Source organism: Arthrobacter sp. ok909 (assembly GCF_900104405.1).
GTDB lineage: Bacteria > Actinomycetota > Actinomycetes > Actinomycetales > Micrococcaceae > Arthrobacter > Arthrobacter humicola.
In genome coordinates this window covers 1-19,637 of the sequence record NZ_FNJS01000045.1, presented here as the reverse complement: position 1 = coordinate 19,637, position 19,637 = coordinate 1, and the positions used below count along the sequence as shown (strand labels likewise).

General features: G+C 67.8%; 16 protein-coding genes. 4 read left to right on the top strand and 12 right to left on the bottom strand.

What is annotated here, in order from left to right; translation table 11 throughout:
- Positions 1 to 169: 169 nt before the first annotated feature.
- The 3 genes from BLR03_RS22070 to BLR03_RS22060 all read left to right on the top strand — a co-directional run bounded on the left by BLR03_RS22070 (position 170) and on the right by BLR03_RS22060 (position 4,931).
- The gene (locus BLR03_RS22070; RefSeq protein WP_091256534.1) at positions 170 to 3,133 is read left to right on the top strand and encodes an exo-alpha-sialidase; all 2,964 of its coding nucleotides are present in this window, start codon (positions 170 to 172) and stop codon (positions 3,131 to 3,133) included.
- A gap of 293 nt (positions 3,134 to 3,426) precedes the next feature.
- On the top strand, positions 3,427 to 4,080 hold the full coding sequence (locus BLR03_RS22065; RefSeq protein ID WP_254788653.1) for a FadR/GntR family transcriptional regulator: 654 nt from the start codon (positions 3,427 to 3,429) through the stop codon (positions 4,078 to 4,080).
- Between the two features lie 68 nt (positions 4,081 to 4,148).
- Positions 4,149 to 4,931, top strand: a complete 783-nt coding sequence (locus BLR03_RS22060) for a glucosamine-6-phosphate deaminase (RefSeq protein WP_091256553.1) — start codon at positions 4,149 to 4,151, stop codon at positions 4,929 to 4,931.
- 38 nt (positions 4,932 to 4,969) lie between these two features.
- On the opposite strand, the gene BLR03_RS22055 is transcribed toward BLR03_RS22060, so the two are convergent.
- From BLR03_RS22055 to BLR03_RS22020, 8 genes are all read right to left on the bottom strand, one after another.
- The gene (locus BLR03_RS22055) at positions 4,970 to 6,217 is read right to left on the bottom strand and encodes an N-acetylglucosamine-6-phosphate deacetylase (protein ID WP_091256532.1); all 1,248 of its coding nucleotides are present in this window, start codon (positions 6,215 to 6,217) and stop codon (positions 4,970 to 4,972) included.
- A gap of 11 nt (positions 6,218 to 6,228) precedes the next feature.
- Entirely contained in the window at positions 6,229 to 6,915 is a 687-nt protein-coding gene (locus tag BLR03_RS22050; RefSeq protein WP_091256530.1) for an N-acetylmannosamine-6-phosphate 2-epimerase, read from the bottom strand.
- Between the two features lie 52 nt (positions 6,916 to 6,967).
- Positions 6,968 to 7,906, bottom strand: coding sequence for an ROK family protein (locus tag BLR03_RS22045; protein WP_091256528.1), 939 nt, complete (start codon positions 7,904 to 7,906; stop codon positions 6,968 to 6,970).
- A gap of 43 nt (positions 7,907 to 7,949) precedes the next feature.
- A complete protein-coding gene (locus BLR03_RS22040; RefSeq protein WP_091256527.1) occupies positions 7,950 to 8,879 on the bottom strand; it encodes a dihydrodipicolinate synthase family protein in 930 nt (309 codons plus the stop codon).
- 46 nt (positions 8,880 to 8,925) lie between these two features.
- Positions 8,926 to 9,732, bottom strand: a complete 807-nt coding sequence (locus BLR03_RS22035) for an ATP-binding cassette domain-containing protein (RefSeq protein ID WP_091256525.1) — start codon at positions 9,730 to 9,732, stop codon at positions 8,926 to 8,928.
- Complete coding sequence (locus BLR03_RS22030; protein ID WP_091256523.1) at positions 9,729 to 11,843, bottom strand: dipeptide/oligopeptide/nickel ABC transporter permease/ATP-binding protein; 2,115 nt, start codon at positions 11,841 to 11,843, stop codon at positions 9,729 to 9,731. The genes BLR03_RS22035 and BLR03_RS22030 overlap by 4 nt, the downstream gene beginning before the upstream one ends.
- A 3-nt stretch (positions 11,844 to 11,846) precedes the next feature.
- A complete protein-coding gene (locus tag BLR03_RS22025) occupies positions 11,847 to 12,803 on the bottom strand; it encodes an ABC transporter permease (RefSeq protein WP_091256522.1) in 957 nt (318 codons plus the stop codon).
- 111 nt (positions 12,804 to 12,914) lie between these two features.
- The gene (locus BLR03_RS22020) at positions 12,915 to 14,558 is read right to left on the bottom strand and encodes an ABC transporter substrate-binding protein (protein ID WP_254788652.1); all 1,644 of its coding nucleotides are present in this window, start codon (positions 14,556 to 14,558) and stop codon (positions 12,915 to 12,917) included.
- A 209-nt stretch (positions 14,559 to 14,767) separates the two neighbouring features.
- Here BLR03_RS22020 and BLR03_RS22015 point away from each other — a divergent pair, with 209 nt between their 5' ends.
- Entirely contained in the window at positions 14,768 to 15,682 is a 915-nt protein-coding gene (locus BLR03_RS22015; RefSeq protein ID WP_091256519.1) for a DUF4862 family protein, read from the top strand.
- 107 nt (positions 15,683 to 15,789) lie between these two features.
- On the opposite strand, the gene purU is transcribed toward BLR03_RS22015, so the two are convergent.
- From purU to BLR03_RS21995, 4 genes are all read right to left on the bottom strand, one after another.
- Entirely contained in the window at positions 15,790 to 16,662 is an 873-nt protein-coding gene (purU, locus tag BLR03_RS22010; RefSeq protein WP_091256518.1) for a formyltetrahydrofolate deformylase, read from the bottom strand.
- A gap of 3 nt (positions 16,663 to 16,665) precedes the next feature.
- A complete protein-coding gene (locus BLR03_RS22005; RefSeq protein WP_091256516.1) occupies positions 16,666 to 18,081 on the bottom strand; it encodes an L-serine ammonia-lyase in 1,416 nt (471 codons plus the stop codon).
- Positions 18,081 to 18,716 carry a sarcosine oxidase subunit gamma gene (locus tag BLR03_RS22000; protein WP_091256515.1) on the bottom strand — a complete coding sequence of 212 codons (636 nt, stop codon included), beginning with the start codon at positions 18,714 to 18,716 and terminating at the stop codon, positions 18,081 to 18,083. The genes BLR03_RS22005 and BLR03_RS22000 overlap by 1 nt, the downstream gene beginning before the upstream one ends.
- The coding region (locus BLR03_RS21995) for an aminomethyl transferase family protein (protein WP_217639835.1) at positions 18,709 to 19,637 on the bottom strand (929 nt) is incomplete at its 5' end. The genes BLR03_RS21995 and BLR03_RS22000, both read right to left, overlap by 8 nt.

The following is a 19,637-nucleotide window of genomic DNA, read 5'->3' as shown; positions in this document are numbered from 1 at the left end:
GCGTGCGGTCCGAACGTGATCCTACGTCCGATCTTCAATTTTCCCCACACGATGGATATGTGAGCCACTACACATTATGGTTGTAGGACGTTCTATATCGAATGTGGGATGCGCTGGTGTTCCGGTTCGTTGAGCGTCGACAAGTCTCCCTACCAATGAGAGGTCAGATGTGAAGTCACGCACGAAGGCCCGGGTTCCCCGACCGGGAGCATGTGCCGTCGCCGGCATTCTTGGACTCGGCCTGGTCGCCGGATCCGGCCTGCCGGCAGCCGCAGCGCCGATCCCGCCAACCACGCCGACCGCCGGTCCGGGGGCGTTCTTTGAGGCGAATCTCGCCGCGGACCGCACGTCCAGCAATTTCTTCTACCGGATCCCGGCGCTAACGCACCTCGGCGGCGGCGTGGTTCTGGCGGCATGGGACGGCCGGCCCGGCAGCTCAGCCGACGCCCCCAACCCGAACTCAATCGTGCAGCGGCGCAGCACAGACGGCGGGCAGACGTGGGGGCCGCTTCAAGTGATTGCCGCCGGGCATGTCGGCGATGCGACGCGCCCGAAGTTTGGCTACAGCGATCCGTCGTACGTTTACGACTCTGAAGCCGGAAAAGTTTTCGCCTTCTTCGTCTATTCCAAGGATCAGGGCTTCGGGGGCAGCGTTTTTGGCAATGACGACGCCGACCGTTCAGTGATCTCCTCGGCGGTCATGGAATCGGGCGATGGCGGTCAGACCTGGAGCGCCCCTCGGCTCATCACGAACGTGACCAAGCCCGGGACGAGCCGGACGAACCCCCAGCCGGGCGACGTCCGGGCCAACTTCGCCGCCTCAGGCGAAGGCGTACAACTAAAGTACGGAATCCATAAGGGGCGTCTTATTCAGCAGTACTCCGGACAGGTCCAGCAAGCCAATGGCACGCAGGCATTCCAGGCTTACAGCGTCTTCTCGGACGACCACGGCGCCACGTGGCAGAAAGGCGTCCCGGTGGGGTCCGCGATGGACGAGAACAAGACGGTGGAGCTTTCGGACGGCCGGGTGATGCTCAACTCCCGCGACAGCGCCAACGGAGGGTATCGAAAAGTTGCCATCTCCAACGACGGCGGCGCCACCTACGGCCCGGTCACCCAGGACACCGAACTTCCGGACCCGGCCAACAACGGCTCGATCGCCCGGATGTTCCCCGATGCCCCCGCGGGATCACCGGAGGCCAGGAAGCTGATCTTCACCAACGCGAATTCCAAGACGGCCCGGGAAAACGTCTCCGCGAGGGTCTCGTGCGATGACGGGGCGACGTGGCCCGGCGTACGCACCATCCGCTCCGGATTCTCGGCCTACTCCACCGTCACCCGCCTGGAGGGCGGACAGTTCGGCGTGCTGTATGAGGCCAACTACACCGACAATATTCCCTTCGCTAAGTTCAACGATGAGTGGCTCAACTACCTCTGCGCGCCCGTCGGCGCGGACGCGCAGGCCGTGACCCCCGGGGTAACCAAAGCCGTCGCCGTGACGGTGACAAACCAGGAAAGCACCGTGCTCTCCGGAGGCTCCGCGACCATCTTCACCCCCACTGGCTGGTCCGCAACAACCGTGGCGGTGCCCGACGTCGCTCCCGGCGCCTCATCGACGGTCAGCGTGAACCTGACCGCCCCGGCCGGGGCTGCCGGCGCGCAGAATCTCAACGCAGCGTTCACCGCCGCTGACGGCAGGGTTGCCCAGTCCACGTTCGTTGCGACGGCGCCGCAGGCCCAGCAGCTCGGGCTGGGTATCACCGGCGCAGCTCCGGACCGCGATGTCATCGACTCGCCCTACAATGCCGGCGACGTGCTGTCCTATTCGTTCACGATCAGGAACACCGGCACCGTGACCTCGAATGCCGTCCCCGCCGGCGGCAGCTTCGAAACCGGCTACCTCCCGCCGACCGCGCCGAACTGCCGCTATAACAACCTCCCCGCCGGCTCCAGCTACAGCTGCACCACGGCCAAGCACACCTTGACAGTCGAGGACATCTCACGCGGCTACTTCGCACCCCAAGCGACGTTCACGGTGACAGCATCCGCCACGCCGTCCCTGACCCAGACGGTGGCCTTCAACGGCTCCAACGTCCCACTGCGGGACGGTTTGCCCGCGGCCGACATCACCGGGCAACGCAGCGATGCCGGCCGGGATCTGACGCTGCAGCCATATGCTGCCGGCGAGCAGGTGCCCTACACCTTCGCCGTCACGAACAGCGGTCCGCTGACCACCACGGTCACGCCGACCGCGGGAAACTTCTCGCCGCTGGTCCCTGAAGGCGCCGGCAACTGCCGGTGGCGCAACCTGGCGCCGGCCGGAAAATACAGCTGCACCACCCCGCGGCACACTGTGACCCAGGCCGAAGTGGACCAGGGCTTCTTCGTGCCCCTGAGCTCGTGGACGCTAACGGCAGCCGGACAGAGCCCCCGGGTAGTCGACGTCGACGGCGGGGAGGTGGACCTGGTGGCCAGGAACGCCCTGCTGGAGGGTACAGCCACCGCAGCGTGGGAGGATTCGAACGACGACGGCTACGCCACTCCCGGAGAGAAAGTCACCTTCACGTACACCCTCGGCAACGCCGGAAACGTTGGGCTGACCGCGTTGAAGGCGCCGGAGATGGGCATGTCCGAACCGGCGTTCGCCGCCGGCGCCACCGCCACCAGGAGTCAGGATTACATCCTGACGGCCGCCGACGTTGCCGCCGGCGAACTGTCCGCCGCGACCTTCACCGCAACTGCTCGGAACGGGACAAGGAGCATCCAGCTCAATGTCACGCGGTCGGCACTTGCCCTGCTCGCACAGCCCGCCCGGCCCGAAGCCACGCCGGACCTCCGAACTCAGGATCTCGACGGCCTCACGGCCCCGACGGACCTGGGAACCGACGCAAAGTACCGCACCGGGCAGAAAATGACGCTCCGGAACCTCGAGCACGGCCAGTGGTACTACGTCTACCTCAACAAGAGCCTCTTCAGGCTCGGCTGGACGTTCCCGGGGAAAGACAACACCGTTGACGTCATCCTGCCGGACGAGCTGAAGAACGGCCGCGACGACGTCGTGGTCCTCGATTCGCTCGGTCGGCAGGTGACTTTCGACAGGCTACAGATCACGCCGCAGGGTCTAAAGCTCTAAGGGCCCAAAGCTCTGGGGCTGACAGTCTAAAGGGTGCCAAGGTGGCGGATTCCGGGCCGCGGAACCCGCCACCAACGCGCCGCCCGGCGCCTCTTTCGCAGGCGCCTCGCGAAAATTCTCCACACTCGCGGCACGAAAAGGACATTGGACGTCCCATCTCCTGTAAGCTGGAGGTAGGAGTGGCCGATCCCGGCTGCGGCCAGAAGGAGAGTGTCGTGAGCATCGAATCCCGAGTAGTGTCGCCGGCCCGTTTCAGCGCTCAAATCAGGTCCCATGCGCTGCAGACACGCATTATGGACCTCATCCTAGAACAAGGGCTGGACGTTGGGGATGCACTGCCCACCGAAAGCGAGCTCTCCGCGGTTCTGGGCGTCGGGCGCAACACTGTGCGGGAGTCGCTGAAGGTGCTTCAGGCGCTGGGTGTGATCGAGATCCGCCACGGTTTTGGCATGTTCGTGGCACCTAACAACTTCACCGCACTCACGGATGGCCTGGCATTCCGGGGGCGGCTGTCGCTGCGTCACAGAGGCGAGGAAGCGATGGAGCTCATCGACGTGCGGCAGGCGCTCGAATCGGGCCTCATCGGCTCCGCCATCGACCTCATGACCGACGAGCACCTCGGCCAGCTCCGCGGCACCCTGGAGCAGATGGAAGCGGCCGCGGCGGCCGGGGAAGCGCTGGCCGAACTGGACGCGGAATTCCACCGCGGCCTCTACGCGCCCCTGAACAACGAGCTCCTGATCAATCTCATGGACGTCTTCTGGAAGGTGTACCGCCAGATCCACCAGGCCCTGGGAACCGGACCGGTCAACCTCCCGGAGCAGGCCCGTATGCACCGGGAAATTTACGAGGCCGTCGCTGGGAAGAACAAAACCCTGGCCTCCGAGCGCCTGCAGCGCCACTTCGACGGCATCCGCCAAAAACTCAAGGACGTCGCCGCCCGTTAGCCGGACCGCCCGCCGGCTCGTGCAGACAGGCCGCGACGCATTAGGAACCACAGAAAGCGCCACTCATGATGGAAATCTTTGTAGTGCCCGACGCCGAGGCAACCGGGGCGGTTGCTGCCGGCATCCTGGCCGCCGTGATCCGCAGCCGTCCCGACGCCGTTCTCGGCGTGGCCACCGGCGGCTCACCGCTGCCGGTGTATGTGGCCCTTGCCGGCCATGGGCTGGACATGTCCGGAATCCGCGGCTTCGCGCTGGACGAGTACGTCGGGCTGCCGGCGGGCCATCCGGAGAGCTACGCCGAGGTGGTTCGCCGCGAAGTGACCGAACGGCTGCACCTTGACCCCGCCAACGTCTTCGTTCCCGACGGCGGCGCCGAGAACCCCGACGTCGCTGCGCGGGACTACGACCACGCGATCGCCGAGGCCGGCGGAATTGACGTCCAGATCCTGGGGATCGGACACAACGGGCACCTGGCCTTCAACGAACCGGGTTCGTCCCTGGACTCCCGGACCCGGGTGGAACTGCTGACCGAGCGCACGCGCCAGGCGAATGCCCGCTATTTTGACAGCCCTGACGACGTCCCGGAGCGGTGCATCACCCAGGGCCTGGGAACCATCCTGGAGGCCCGGCAACTACTGCTGGTGGTCAACGGGGCGGACAAGGCCGACGTCCTCCGCGAGGCCCTTGCCGGTCCCGTTTCACCCGAGTGCCCGGCCTCGGTACTGCAGTTGCACCCGCACGTCACGGTGGTGGCGGACGAGGCCGCGGCTGCCCGGCTTACGGACGTCCCGGCGGGATCCTTCCGCGGCCCCGGAACCGTCAAGGTGCGTGCCGGGGCAGCCGTCGCCTAGGACCGGATGCCACCCTGCGCGGCGGCATCCGCACCCGCTCAGGCGGGCGCGTCCAGAACCTGGCCGCCGCGCAGGACCGTCACGAGTTCGAAATCCGCGTCAACCGCGAGGAGATCGGCGCGCATTCCCGTCCGGAGGGCGCCGATCTCGTTTTCCAGGCCCAGGACTCTGGCAGGGACCAGGGTCGCCGCCAGGACGGCGTCGGCAGGATCCACCCCGGCAGCAATGGTGGTCCGGACAACCTCCAGCAGGGTCGACGTGCCCCCGGCAAGGGCGCCGTTGCTCCTCAGGGTGGCCACGCCGTCGTGCACCACCACCGCGGAGGGTCCCAGTTCGTAGTCGCCGTCGGGCAGGCCCGTGGCCGCCATGGAGTCCGTCACCAGCGCGATGTTCGCGGCCCCAACCACCTCGAACACCATCCGGACCGTCTCCGGGTCGAGGTGGACGCCGTCGCCGATCAGTTCGACCACGACGGCGCCGGCGGCCGCCAGCCGCAGGCTCGCGGCGGCCGGGCCGGGGCTCCGGTGGTGCAGCGGCGGCATGCCGTTAAACAGGTGCGTCACCGTGGGCCGGGCCTGCGGACCGAACCGCCCGCCCGCCGCGGCGCTGCCGATGAGCTCGGCGGCTTCCGTCAGCGAGGCGGCCGCCAGCCGGGCATCGGCGTCGGTGTGGCCCAGCGAGGGGGTGACCCCGTGGTCCGTGAGCATCCGGAGCAGTTCACTGGCGCCGGGCAGTTCGGGGGCGTACGTCATGGTCCGCAGGGTTCCGCCCGCGGCCTGAAGCATGTGCCCGAGGAGTTCAGGATCGGGATCCCGGAGCCAGAGCGGATTCTGCGCGCCGCAGCGGGCGGTGGAGAGGAACGGGCCCTCGGAATGGACGCCCGCGATGAGTCCCTCGGCCGCCAGGACCTTGAGGATGCCGAGCGACCGCAGCAGCTCCGCGCCGGAGGCGGTGACGAGACTGGCGAGCAGGCTGGTGGTCCCGCTGCGGTGCAGGAAGTCCACGGCCTCCCGGCAGGCCTGGCTGTCCCCGGTGGGAAATCCGCCGCCTGCCGCGCCGTGGCAGTGGATGTCCACGAGCCCGGGAAGCAGTGACGTGCCGGGCGGCAGCGGGAGTTCCACCGCGCCCTGGAATTGCGCGGCGTCCAAGCCGCTGCCGGGTCCGGCGTAGGCGATCCGGCCGCCGGACACCGCCACCACGGCGTCCGCGGTAACGGCACCGTCGCTGAGGAGGGCACCCCGGAGGAGGTAGGCAGGAGCAGTGGCGGGGTCGCGGGATTCCGGCATCGGGACAGTCCTCAGGAGTGCAGTGCGGCGGCGAACCAGCCGCTGATGGTGGCCGGGTGGGTGATGGCGGTTCCAACGACGACGGCGTACGCGCCGGCGTCGAGCGCCTGGCGCGCCTGGTCCGGGGTGTGGATGCGGCCTTCGGCGATGAGCGGCTTCCCGAGGCCGGCGGCGGCGATTTGCTCCAGCAGTTCGAGGTCCGGGCCGTGGGTTTTCGTGCGTTGACCGTCGTAGCCGGCCAGTGTGGTGCCGATCAGGTCTGCGCCGGCGTCGACGGCGGCTGCGGCGTCATCGTAGGAGGCGCAGTCCGCCATGACGAGGGCGTGGGAGCCGGCGTGGATCCCGGCCACGGTGGCGGTCAGGCTTAGTCCGTCCGGGCGGTGCCGGCGGGTGCCGTCGATCGCCACTACGTGGGCGCCGGAGTTGGCCACGGCGAGGGCATGCCGCAATGTCGGGGTGATGAAGACGCCGTCGTGGCCGTCCTTCCAAAGCCCGATGACCGGGACCTCGACGGCGGCGCGGGTGTGCTGGACGTCGGCCAGCCCCTGGACCCGGACGGCCGCGGCGCCACCGATGACGGCCGAAGCCGCCATCTGCGCAGTGGTGCGGGGATCCCGCATCGGCTCGCCGGGGTAGGCCTGGCAGGAAACGATGAGCTGGGAGCGGAGGGATTCGAGGCCCTCGGGGGTCAGGATCATGGTGCCTGGTTTCTGTATTTCTCGGTGGTCCGGTGTGGGTGGACGGGAACGGTCAGTTGAAGACTAGCTGTGCGGCACCGACGATGGCTGCGGAGTTTTCCAGCGAGGCCCGGAGCACCGGCACGCGGACCAGCGGGTCCAGCAGCTCCCGGCGCAGGGCGGCTTTCATGGGATTCCACCAGAGGTCGCCGGCGTCGGCCAGTCCGCCGGAGATCACCAGGACTTCGGGGTCCAGGACGTTGGCCAGGCCTCCGGCCGCCTGGCCGGCGGCCTCGGCGGCAGTGCGGACAGCGTGGCGGGCCGCAGGGTCGCCGTCGTGCGCCAGCGCGAACACCGCCCGGGCGTCCGGGACGGCGGGGGATCCGCCCAGGCGCAGGAACGCCGCATGGATGGCCGGACCGGAGGCCGCGGCCTCCACGTGACCTTCACCGCCGCAGGAACAGGGCAGTGCGCCGCCGTCGGCATACGCGTAAGGGGAGGCGATGTGCCCGACGTGACCGCCGACGTACCGGTGGCCGAGGACCGGCCGGCCGCCGAGCACCAGGCTGGCGCCCACACCGGTTCCGAAGGCGATCAGCAGCGAGCTCGCTGTCCCGGCCGCCGCCCCTCGCCAGGCCTCGCCGAGCGCGTGGGCATGGACGTCGTTGACCGCACGGACGGCACCCGGGGGGATCCCCAGCCGCCGGGCCAGGCCTTCCGTCAGAGGGGTCCCGGCCCAGCCGTGGATGGCGTCCGTTGCCGAGACCACCACACCCCGCCCGGCGTCGATCACGCCTGCCGAGCCGACGCCCACTCCGGTGACGGAGAGACCATCCGCCGCCGCCCGCAGCCTGAGCCCGGCCACCAGAGCCGCGGTGGCGTCAAGGACGGCCTCGCCGCCGGCGCGGCTGAGTGTCGGAGTGGTCTCCGAGAACAGCAGTTCGCCGTCCGCGGAGACCACTCCGGCCGCCGTCTTGGTGCCGCCCAGGTCGATCCCGATAGCGTGCGCCATGTTCCTCCTCAGTCCTGTGTCCGTGCGGGCGTGGCGGCCGTGCCTAGACCAGGCCGTTGCGTTCGAGGATGACCTTGATGGCGGTGGTCTCGTCCTCGTTCAGGGACGGCATGGGCGTGCTCATGGTGTTGGACTCGATGATGCCCATGAGCTGGAGAGCGGTCTTGAAGGCGCCGAGCCCGGCCGCGCCGCCGGAGACCCGGCCGTTGGGGGTGTAAACGATCTCGAAGAGGTCGGCGAGGCGGTCCTGCTCGGCGGCGGCCTTGGCCCAGTCGCCGGCGGCCGCGGCATCCATGAGGTTCCGGTAGCCGCGGGGGTCCACGTTGCCCAGGCCCGGGACGACGCCCTGGGCTCCGCCGAGGAGGGCGCCGTCCACTACGACCTCGTGGCCGGTGAAGATGTCGAAGTTGGGGATGTCGCGGGCTGCCAGCAGGAGTTGGCGGAAGCCGACGTCGTCACCGGAGGAGTCCTTGACGCCGGCGATCACGCCGTCCCGGCCGAGCCGCACCAGCAGGTCCGTGGGGAGTTTGAAGTGGGTGCGGACCGGGACGTCGTAGGCGAAGATCGGCGTGCTGACGGCGTCATGGATGGTACGGAAGTGGGTTTCCGTCTCCTCCGCGTTGCCGATCGCGTAGTACATCGAGGTCACGACGATCGCGTCGGCGCCGAGGTCGATCACCTTCCGGGCCTCCTCGATGACGCGGTTGGTGGTCTGCTCGTTGGCGCCGACGATCAGCGGCACGCTCGCTGCGCCAGCAGCAGCATTCTCAGCCGCGATGGTGCCGACGACGAGTTCGCGCTCGGCGTTGCTCAGGTAGGGGACTTCGCCGGAGGAGCCCAGGACGAAGAGGCCGGACACGCCGCCGTCGATCAGGTGCCGCGTGAGGTTCTTCAGCGAATCGGTGTCGATGCTGCCGTCGGCGTGGCGGGGGGTGACGACCGGGGGAATGACGCCCTGGAATTGGGTAGACACAGGTAACTCCAATGATGGTTTGTTGAAACGGGGAAAGGGGAAGGAATCAGGGGTGCAGCAGGCTGGGCGCGGCGCCGAGCAGTTTCTTGGTGTAGTCGTTGCTCGGGTTGTCGAAGACCTGTCCGGCGGGGCCCTCTTCCACGATTTCGCCGAAGTACATGACACAGATCCGGTCCGAGACATAGCGGACGGTCTGGATGTCGTGGGAGATGAAGACCATGCCGAGGTTCAGTTGGGTCTTCAGATCCGAGAGCAGGTTCAGCACCTGTGCCCGCACGGAGACGTCCAGCGCTGAGGTCGGCTCGTCGGCCACGATGATGTCCGGATCGAGGGCCAGGGCCCGGGCGATGGCCACACGCTGGCGCTGGCCGCCGGAGACCTGCGAGGGTGTGACTTCGGCGGCGGAATACGGCAGTCCGACGAGGGCCAGGAGGTCCTTGACCTTTGCGGCCCGGGTTGCCGCGGCGCCGATCCCGTGGATCTGGAGGGGGTCGGTGAGGATGTCCTGGATGGTCATCCGGGGGTTCAGTGCCGTCGACGGGTCCTGGAAGACCACCGACACGGCGCGGCCGAATTCCCTGCGCAGGGCGGCGTTGCGCTTGATGGCGGGCTTGCCGTGGAACAGCACCTCACCCGAGGTGGGCGCCTGCAGTCCCACCAGCACGGAGGCCAGGGTGGACTTGCCGCAACCGGATTCGCCCACGATCCCCACGGTCTCGCCGCGGCTGATGGTGAAGTCCACCCCGTTGACGGCCTTGATGACGTTGGGGCGGAACAGGCCGCCGGTGCGGGCCCGGTGGTGGACCTTGACGTTCTTCAGTTCAATCACAGGCTTGCCGGTTGATGTGCTCACTTGGCGTCCTCCTTGAGGTGGCTGGCCCAGTAGTGGTCGCTGTCTTCGTGAACGGGCGTCAGGACGAGCCGCTGGTCCGGGTCGGCGTCGGGCCGCAGTGAGCGGGCGGCGAACCGGTCGCCGGCGGCGAAGTCCCGGGGCGAGGGCACGGTACCGGGGATTTGGTGCAGCCGCTCGGCGTCGGCCTCGATGGAAAGGACGGCGCCGAGAAGTCCGCGGGTGTATTCGTGCTGGCGGTTTTGCAGCAGCGCGGATGCCTGCGCGGATTCCACCACCTGCCCGGCATACATCACGGTGATGCGGTGCGCGAGCGAGGCCACCAGCGCGAGGTCGTGACTGACGAACACCATGGCGAAGCCCAGCTGCTCGCGCAACTCGTTGAGCAGTTCCACGACCTGCTGCTGCACGGTCACGTCCAGCGCGGTGGTGGGCTCGTCCGCGACGACGATCCGCGGCGAGCGGGACAGGGCCATGGCAATCAGGACGCGCTGGCGCTGGCCGCCGGAGAGCTCGTGCGGGTAGCTGGCGAGCGTGCGGACGGGGTCCAGTTTGACCAGTTCCAGGAGTTCGGCGGGGGACTTGCGGCCGCCGCGGCGCGTGAGCTGCTGCAGCTGGTCCTTGATCTTCATCGAGGGGTTGAGCGAGCTCAGCGCGTCCTGGTAGACCATGGCGATCTGCTGGCCACGCAGGCCCGCGTAGGCCTTGTCACTGCTGTTGCCGGTGGCTGGATCCAGCAGCTCCTTGCCGTCGAAGGTGATGGAGCCGGAGATCCTGGCCGTCTTGGGCAGCAGGCCCATGATGGCCAGCGAGGTGATGGACTTGCCGCAGCCGGATTCGCCGACCAAGCCCATGGTTTCGCCCTCGCGGACGCTGAAGGAGACGTTGTCCACGATTGCGGTGTCGCCGAAGCGCCCCGGGAAGCGGATGGACAGGTTCTTGACCTCCAGGACGGTGCGGGCCGTGTCCGGGACCTGGGGGAGGCGGTCCGTGCGGGCGGCCTCGACGGCGGTCAGCAGCTTCAGTTCCCTGTCCAGCACGCCATCCAGTGCGCGGTCCGGCAGGCCGCCCAACAGGGCGTGGTCCCCGTTCTGTCCCTGCGGATAACCGGCCTCCGGGACGGCGTCGCCGGCGGCGTCGCGGACGCCGTCGAGCTCATGCTGCTCCGCCACGGAGCCTTGGGCCACGGACGTGCCGATCTCGGCGTCGACGGCGGCGACGGGGGAGGAGAAGCCGTCGTCATCCTTCACGACGGGAGCCTTGCGGAGCTTCGGGTTGACCATGGCATCGGTGAGCCCCTCGGCCAGGATGTTCAGGGCGAGGACCGTGAGCAGGATGGTCAGGCCGGCGAAGGTGGTGGCCCACCAGCCGCCGGAGAGGACGAGGTTGCGGCCGTAGGAGATCACGTTGCCCCACGACGGTGCGGGGTCCTGGACGCCGGCGCCAAGGAAGGACAGCGAGGCCTCCAGGATGATCGCGTCCGCGACCATCACCGTGGCGAACACCAGGACAGGGGCCGCGGTGTTGCGGACAATGTGCTTGAGCAGGATGTACGAGCGGCCGGCGCCGATCACCCGGGCGGCCCGGACATAGTCTTCGCCGTACTGGGAGAGCACGTTGGCGCGCACCACCCGGGCGAGCTGGGGCGTGTAGATCACGGCGATGGCCACGATGATGGTGGGCACGGTGTTGCCGAAGACGGCCAGCAGCACCGCGGCCAGGGCGATGCCGGGGAAGGCCATGAGGATGTCCATGAGGCGCATGATGCCCTCGTTGACGCCCTTGCTGGAGGTCGCGGCGAGGGAGCCGAGCAGGGCGCCGGCGAGGACGGCCAGCGAGACCGCGCCCAGGCCGATCATCAGGGAGGACTGTGCCCCGTAGAGCAGGCGCGAGAAGATGTCGCGGCCCAGCCGGTCGGTGCCGAACAGGTTTTCCCCGCCGGGCGGGGTCGCCGGAATGAAGGATTCCAGCGGATCGTGCGGGGCGATGACGGGCGCGAAGACGGCGGCAAGAGTGATGACCACCAGGAAGACGAGGGCGAGCCGGGAGCTCCACGGGAGGGCCTTGAAGCGGACTCCCGGGGCGCTAAGGCGTTCAGCGAGTTTGCTGCGCATGGGTCAGACCGTCCTGATTCGGGGGTTGATGAGCAGGTACAGAAGGTCGACGGCGATGTTCACCAGCACGAAGGTGACGGAGATGGTCAGGACCACGCCCTGCACCAGGTTGACGTCGAGGTTGGTGATGCCGTTGAGGATCAGTTGGCCCATGCCGGGCAGGGCAAAGATCATTTCGATGACGACGGCGCCGCCCAGGAGGTAGCCGATCCGCAGCCCCAGCACAGTCACCGGGGTGACCAGGGCGTTGCGGAGCACGTTCCGTGAAACAACCTCCCAGTAGGGGACGCCGTTGCCGACGGCGGTGCGGACGTAGTCGCGGTCCAGTTCCTCGACCATCGAGGTGCGGACCACACGGATCAGCGAGGCCGCGACCGGAATGCCGAGGGCCAGGGCCGGGAGCGTCATCGAGTTCAGCCACCCGCCGAAGCCCGATTCCGGCGCCGCGATGCCGCCGGAGGGGAAGGCGGGGTCGGTGCCGAGCGCGAACCACTGGATGAGCAGGATGCCGAGCCAGAACGACGGCGTTGCGACGGCGGCGATCGAGAAGACCCGGACCATCTGGTCCGGCCACTTGTCCCGGTACAGTGCGCCGGCGATCCCGAGCGGCAGGGACACCACGACGGCGATCAGCACGCCGAGGAAGGTCAGCTGAAGGGTCAGCGGGAAGGCCGCCGCGATCATGGCCGCCACTGATTTCGCCGGCGGCGTGGTGACGCCGAGGTCGAACTGGAGCAGCTTGCCCAGGAACCGGAAATACTGCAGGACCAGGGGATCATTGAGCCCGTTGCTCTCGCGGTACTGTTCCTTGGCTTCCTCGCTGGCTCCGTCGCCGAGGGCGCTGCTCGCCTGGTCACCCGGGGCGGCCTGCAGGACAAGGAACACCAGCAGGGTAATGCCCAGGATCATCAGGGGCAGCGCCGCAAGCCTGCGGCCCAGCAGGCGCAATATTGTGACCAATGTTGTCTCCGGAATTCGTGGAAGGTTGTCCCGGCCTCAGCCGGCACGGGTGGCAAAACATGCCGGTCCGGACGGGTGGGGGACCCGTCCGGACCGGCGGTGGGGGAGGAATCAGGCGGTGCGGCCGACGCCGACGAAGCCGACACCCGTGGTGGGCAGCGGCTTGAAGCCGCTGAGCTTCTTGGCATCCCAGGCGCTGGGAAGCTGTCGGTGGAAGACCGGGTAGAGCGGGAGCTCTTCGGACACCAGATCCACAATATCGCCGGTCAATTTCTTCGCATCTGCCGGGGCTGACTGGCCGGCCTTCGCCATGAGGTCAACGAGCCTGGCGCGTTCCGGCGTGGCCGCCCAGTAGGCCCGGCCCTTCATCCAGGTGTCGCCGGCGTAGAACCAGCTCAGCAGCAGATCGGCGTCGTTTCCGAAGACCGACGGATCGCCCGGGGCGGCGACGACGGAGAAATCGGCCTTGCCCACCCGGTCCGTGTACAACGCGCCGGACTGGAGGTTCTTCAGCGTGACCTTGACGCCGGGGATCTTGTTCCAGGATTCGAGCATCAGCGGGGCCACATCCTTCACCCATGCCGTGTCGGTGGTCAGGAGCTCGAATTCCAGGTTGGTGACGCCGGCCTGCTTCAGCAGGTCCGCGGCCTTCTGGGGGTCGTAGCCGTAGACGTTCTTGGCCTTGACGTAGTCCGGGTGCCCTTCCTGGAAGTAGGAGCTGGAGGCTTTGGCGTTGCCGAACAGGGCCTTCTTGATGATGGAGTCCTTGTCCAGGCCGAAGTGCAGGGCCTGGCGGACCAGCTTGTTGTCGAACGGAGCCTTGGCGCAGTTGAACATCAGGAACAGCATGCCGAAGGACTGGACGGATTCCACCGTGGCCTTGGACTTCAGCCCCTCGATGTCCAGGTACGGGACGTCCTCGATCGCCTGTACGCGGCCGGACTGCATCGCCGTGACACGGGCGGCGGCGTCGGAGAGCAGCAGCCAGGTCATGCCCTTGGCGAGGGCGGGCATCGGACCGTTGTAGTCGGGGTTCGCCTCGAACACGATCTTGTCGTCCTTGACGGCGGAGATCAGTTTGTACGGGCCGGAGCCGACGGGCTTGGCATCGAACGCCTTGAGTTGGTCGGAACCGAGCGGGAAGTTGGCGAGTGCCTTGGGCACGATCTTGACGACCGAAATGCGCGAGGGGAAGGCAGGGAAGGCGTACTTCAGCGAGAACTCGACAGTCTTCGCGTCAATGGCCTTGACGTCCTTGATGAACGGGATGAACTGCGAGAACAGCGACTTGTTGGCCGGGTCCATGACGCGGGTGAAGGAGAAGACGACGTCCTCGGCAGTGACCGGGGTTCCGTTGTGGAACTTGGCGGCGTCGCGCAGGGTCGCCTGGTAGGTGGTGGGGGTGACCATTTTGGGGTCGGCGGCGGCGAGGGCGTTGTACGGCTCGCGGGTGGCGGGGTGGAGTTCCACCAGGCCCTCGTAGACGTGCAGGTTGGCCGCCAATGGAGTTGCCCCGGAGCTGGACAGCGGGTCAAAGCCGGTGGACAGGGCGTACGAGATGCCTGCCTCGATGATGAGGTCCTTGTTGATCGGAGCGGTGTTGGCTGCCGCTCCCGCCGTCGTGCTGGCGGCCCCGCCGCACGCAGACAGGGAAGTGGTGAAAGCCGCGGCCACGCCCAGCGCGCCCGACAGCTTGAGGAAGCTCCGGCGGCTGGCGTCATTGACCAGCGGCAAGTTCTTGGTTGTCTTGCTCATAAGTTGCCTCACCATTCGAGTATATTTATCGGATGTAGGACGTCCGATGCTTGTAGGGAAAACTGTAAGGGCCATCACACCGGCCCGTCAAGCGGTGACGGACGCGACTGCGGGAAGACCCGTGAGAGGGCCTCGGGCCGGCCGTGACGTCGCCTTGCTGTGAGTTCCGGAGCCAGACCCGGTCCGCCTTCCAACCAAAGGAGAGAATCATGTCACTGATCGTCGGCGCTTATCCCGCCCAGCCGGAGGGCTTCACACAAAGGCAGTTTTTCGAAGCGATAGCGCAGATCCCGGCTATCCGCGGCCTTGAGGTTCCCTACCGGGCAACCGGCGGCGATCCCTGGCCGGCCGGAGCTCCCGCCGGGTGGTCGGCCGTGGTCACGGCGATTCCGGGAACCATGCAAAGGGTGGGCCTGGACCGGCACTTCGGACTCGCGTCGGTGGACCCGGAGGGGCGGCGGGCAGCCATCGACTTCACGGCGGGCGTCAGGGAGTACGTCACCGGGCTGCGGGATCAAGGACATCCGGTGGAGGCGGTGGCGCTGCACTCCGCGCCGCCGTGGCGGGGCGCGGCGCCGGCCTTCGCGGAGTCCCTGGCGGAGATCCTGGACTGGGACTGGTCCGGCACGTCCCTCGTGGTGGAACACTGCGACGCTCCCCGGCAGGGGCGGGATCCCGAAAAGGGGTTCCTCTCAATCCAGGCGGAGATCGACGTCGTTCGTTCGCTCAAAGACCGGGGGCACGGGATTGGCATGCTCGTGAACTGGGCGCGGTCCGTGATCGAGACCCGGCAGAGCCGCACGGCCGCGGAGCACATCGCCTATGCCCGCGATGCGGGGGTTCTCAGCGGCCTCATGTTCTCCGGCTGCTCCGGCGAAGCGACGGAATTCGGCTATCCCTGGATTGATGCCCACCTCCCTGCCGTCGAGGTCGAGGGAGCACCGGTAAGTTCGTTGCTCAACGCCCGGGAAATCGCCCGGTGCCTGCGCGCCGCCGGCGAACTGCCGATCACGGGCTTCAAGGTCGGGCTCCCGCAGGACGCCGTGTCGGCCGAGGACCGCGCGTCGCTGCTGCGCCAGATGTGCGCGCTGATGGCGGCGAACGTCCCGGCCGGCCGCTCCTGACCTGCCCCCGCACCGTCTGGCCTGCCCCCGCACGCGAGGGGCAGGCCAGGCCGGCGCCGGGCGGCCGCGCACCGGGACCCGGTGCGGCACTGAATCCAACGCGGGATTTAGCGCAGGACGACTGTCCGGTTGCCCTGGAGGAAGACGCGCCCCTCGCAGTGCCAGCGGACGGCATTGGAGAGTGCCTTGCACTCGGTATCGCGTCCGGCAGCCACGAGTTCGTCGGGCCCGTAGGTGTGATCCACTTCCACCACCTGCTGGGCGATGATCGGTCCTTCGTCCAGCTCCGCGTTGACGTAGTGGGCGGTGGCACCGACTGTCTTCACACCCCGGGCGTGCGCCTGGTGGTAGGGCTTCGCGCCCTTGAAGCTGGGAAGGAAGGAGTGATGGATGTTGATGGCACGGCCATCCAACCGGCGCGTGAGGTTGTCGCTGAGGACCTGCATGTAACGGGCCAGCACCACGAGCTCGACGTCCAGGCCGTCCACCAGTTTCAAGAGTTCGTCCTCGGCCACCGCCTTGGTCTCCGCCGTGACGGGAATGTGGGAAAAAGGGATCCCGTGCCATTCCACGATGCCCCGGTGGTCCGGATGGTTCGAAGCGACACCGACGATGTCGATGGGCAGCTCGCCGATGCGGGCCCGGAACAGCAGATCGTTGAGGCAGTGCTCGAATTTCGAGACCATAATCAGGACCCGCCGCTTGGTCCCCTGCCGGCGCAACTCCCAGTGCATGCCGAATTTTTCGGCTACAGGCACGAAAGCGTCGCTCAGCGACTCCAGGGTGGCCGGTTCCCCGGCCGAGGCAAAGTGGATCCGCATGAAGAAGTGGTCGTCCGGCTGTGAGTCGAATTGCTTACTTTCCAGGATGTCGCAGCCCTGTTCCAACAGGAATCCCAACACGGCGTGGACGATGCCGCGCGTTTCCGGGCAATCGAGTGTCAGAACGTATTCCTGGGCGCTGCTATTTGATGTGTCCACGGTTCAGCACTCCACGACGTTCACGGCGAGGCCTCCGCGGGAGGTCTCCTTGTACTTGGTTTTCATGTCCGCGCCTGTTTCGCGCATGGTCTTGATCGCCTTATCCAGCGAGACTTTGTGGCTGCCGTCGCCGTGGAGGCACAGGCGGGCGGCGTTGATGGCTTTGACACTGGCGATGGCGTTGCGTTCGATGCAGGGGATCTGCACCAGCCCGCCGACGGGATCGCAGGTCAGGCCGAGGTTGTGTTCGATCCCCACTTCGGCGGCGTTTTCCACTTGTTCCGGGGTGCCGCCCAGGACCTCGCACAATCCCGCCGCCGCCATGGAACACGCCGATCCCACTTCACCCTGGCAGCCGACCTCTGCCCCGGAGATCGAGGCGTTGATCTTGAACAGGATCCCGACGGCGGCCGCGGTCAGGAGGAAGCGGATGACGCCGTCGTCGTCGGCTCCGGGGACGAACTTGACGTAATAGTGCAGCACGGCCGGCACGATTCCGGCGGCGCCGTTGGTGGGGGCCGTGACGATCCTGCCGCCCGCGGCGTTTTCCTCGTTGACCGCCAGGGCGAACAGGTTCACCCATTCCATGGCGAGCAGCGGGTCTGCGGGCACCTGGGCCAGGGACGGGGTCCGGGCGTCTGTCTCGGCGCTGACGGCGGTAGCCGCCAGCGTCCGGAACAGGGACGGGGCACGCCGTTTGACGTTCAGCCCGCCGGGCAGGATTCCCTCGGCAGCGCAGCCGTTGTCCACGCATTGGCGCATGACCGCCCACAGCGCCAGGAGCTTCTCCCGGAGCTCGGCCTCGCTGCGCCAGACGAGTTCGTTGGCGAGCATGACGTCGGAGATGGACATGTGCTCGCGCCGGCAGATCTCCAGCAGCTCGTCGGCCGTGCTGAAGGGGTAGGGCAGCACGGTGTCGTCGGCCACCACCTGGTCGGCGCCCTGGGCGTTGCCGTCAACTACGAAGCCGCCGCCGATTGAGTAGTAGCTGCGTTCCTTCAGCACTGCCCCGGAGTGGTCCAGCGCCCGGAAGGTCATGCCGTTGGGGTGGGCCGGCAGCGACTTGCGGCGGTGCAGGACCACGTCCTCGTCCCAGTTGAAGTCCACCCGGTGGACCCCGCCGATCCGCAGTTCCGCATCCAGGGCCGCGGCCGCCACCTGGTCATCGGCAGTGCCGGTGTCCACGGTCTCCGGGTCCTGGCCCTGCAGGCCCAGGACCACGGCCTTGTCCGAACCGTGCCCCCGGCCTGTGGCACCGAGCGAACCGAACAGTTCGGCCTGCACCCGCGTCGTCGAGCTCAGGTGCCCGTCGCTTTTCAGTCCGTCGGCAAAGCGCTTGGCCGCCCGCATCGGGCCGACCGTGTGGGAGGAGGACGGCCCGATGCCAACAGAAAACAGGTCCAGGACGCTGGGCGCCATCAGGGGACCTCAGGAGTCGCAAATTCGCGCATGGCGTCCAGGAGCCAGCGGCCCAGGAACTCCGCAAAGGATGCCCGCGGGAAGATCCGGTAGGTCTCCTCCCCGGTCTTCCACAGAATCGCGGGGATGCCGCCGATTTCCGTGGATAGGGCCGTCCCGGCCTTCAAGACGCGCGGGTGCAGGTCGAGGGCGCAGCCCTTTTCCAGCACGGCCCGGGCCCGCGGACCCGAGAGCTCGAGCGTGGTGCGGTTGGCGGAGAGATCCACCACCTGGCCTTCGCCGTCGCCCAGTGCTTCGATGAGCGTCCGCGGGAGCTCGCCGCCCAGGCTTTCGTGGGATTCGGCGGGCGCCACGAGCAGGAATTCTGCCGGACCCAGCCACAACACCGCGGTGTCGCCGCTGCTGCGGACCTCCCCGGAAGCGGCCGGCAGGCCGCCGGTGAGGGCGCCCAGCCGCTGCCCGGCGTCGCCGGCAGGGTTGATCCGGAGCCCCGCCATGGTCAGGAACGGCACCTCGCGCAGCTCCACGACACCCGCAACGGATCCCGCTTCAAGGGCTGCGGCCAGGAGCGCTCCCGGACTCTTCCGGAGGGTCTGGATCTTCTTGGAATTTTCGAGTGCTGCTGTGTCAGCCATCTTTGCGGGTCCCTTCGGGGTCAAAAAGTACGGTTTCTGCGACGACGACGTTCACGAGCTGGTCTCCGGCGGCCGCGACCAGGGTTTCGCCGATGCGGTTGCGGCCGTTCTTGATCAGGGCCAGGGCAAACGATCGGCCGAGCGCGGCGCTGTGGTAGCTCGAGGTCACGAACCCCTGCATGGGCACGGGGCCGTCGGCGGGGTTGACGGTGATGCCCTGCTCCACGAGCTGGGTGCCTTCGGGGAGCCGGATCGTGCCGTCCACGGGGAGGACGCTGACCAGGTGTTTCCGGTCGGCGCGGCCGGCGTCCTGGCGGGCGTAGGAGCGCTTGCCGATGAAGTCCTTGACCTTGGAGACCACCCATTCCATGCCGGCGTCCTGCGGGGTCACGGTCCCGTCGGTGTCCTGGCCGACGATCGGGTAGCCCTTCTCGGCGCGCAGCACGTGCATGGTTTCGGTGCCGTACGGGGTGATGTTGAACTCCGCACCGGCCGCTTCCACCGCTTCCCAGGTGCTCAGCCCGTACCAGGACGGGACGTTGATTTCATAGGCCAGTTCACCGGAGAACGAGATCCGGCAGATCCGGGCCCGGACGCCGGAGGCGAGGGTGGTTTCCTTGAAGGTCATGAACGGGAAGGCCTCGGCCTCCAGGCCGCCGTCGGCTGCCAGTTCCGGTGCCAGCTTCGCCACGACGGCGCGGGATTTCGGACCGACGACGGCGATCGTGGACCACTGCTCCGTGACCGAGGTGCAGTGCACGTCCAGTTCGGGCCATTCGGTCTGCAGCCATTCCTCCAGCCAGTCCAGGACCTTGGCGGCGCCGCCGGTGGTGGTGGTCATGAAGAAGCGGTCCTCGTCCAGGCGCAAGGTGACGCCGTCGTCGAAGATCATCCCGTCCGGGGTGCACATGACGCCGTAGC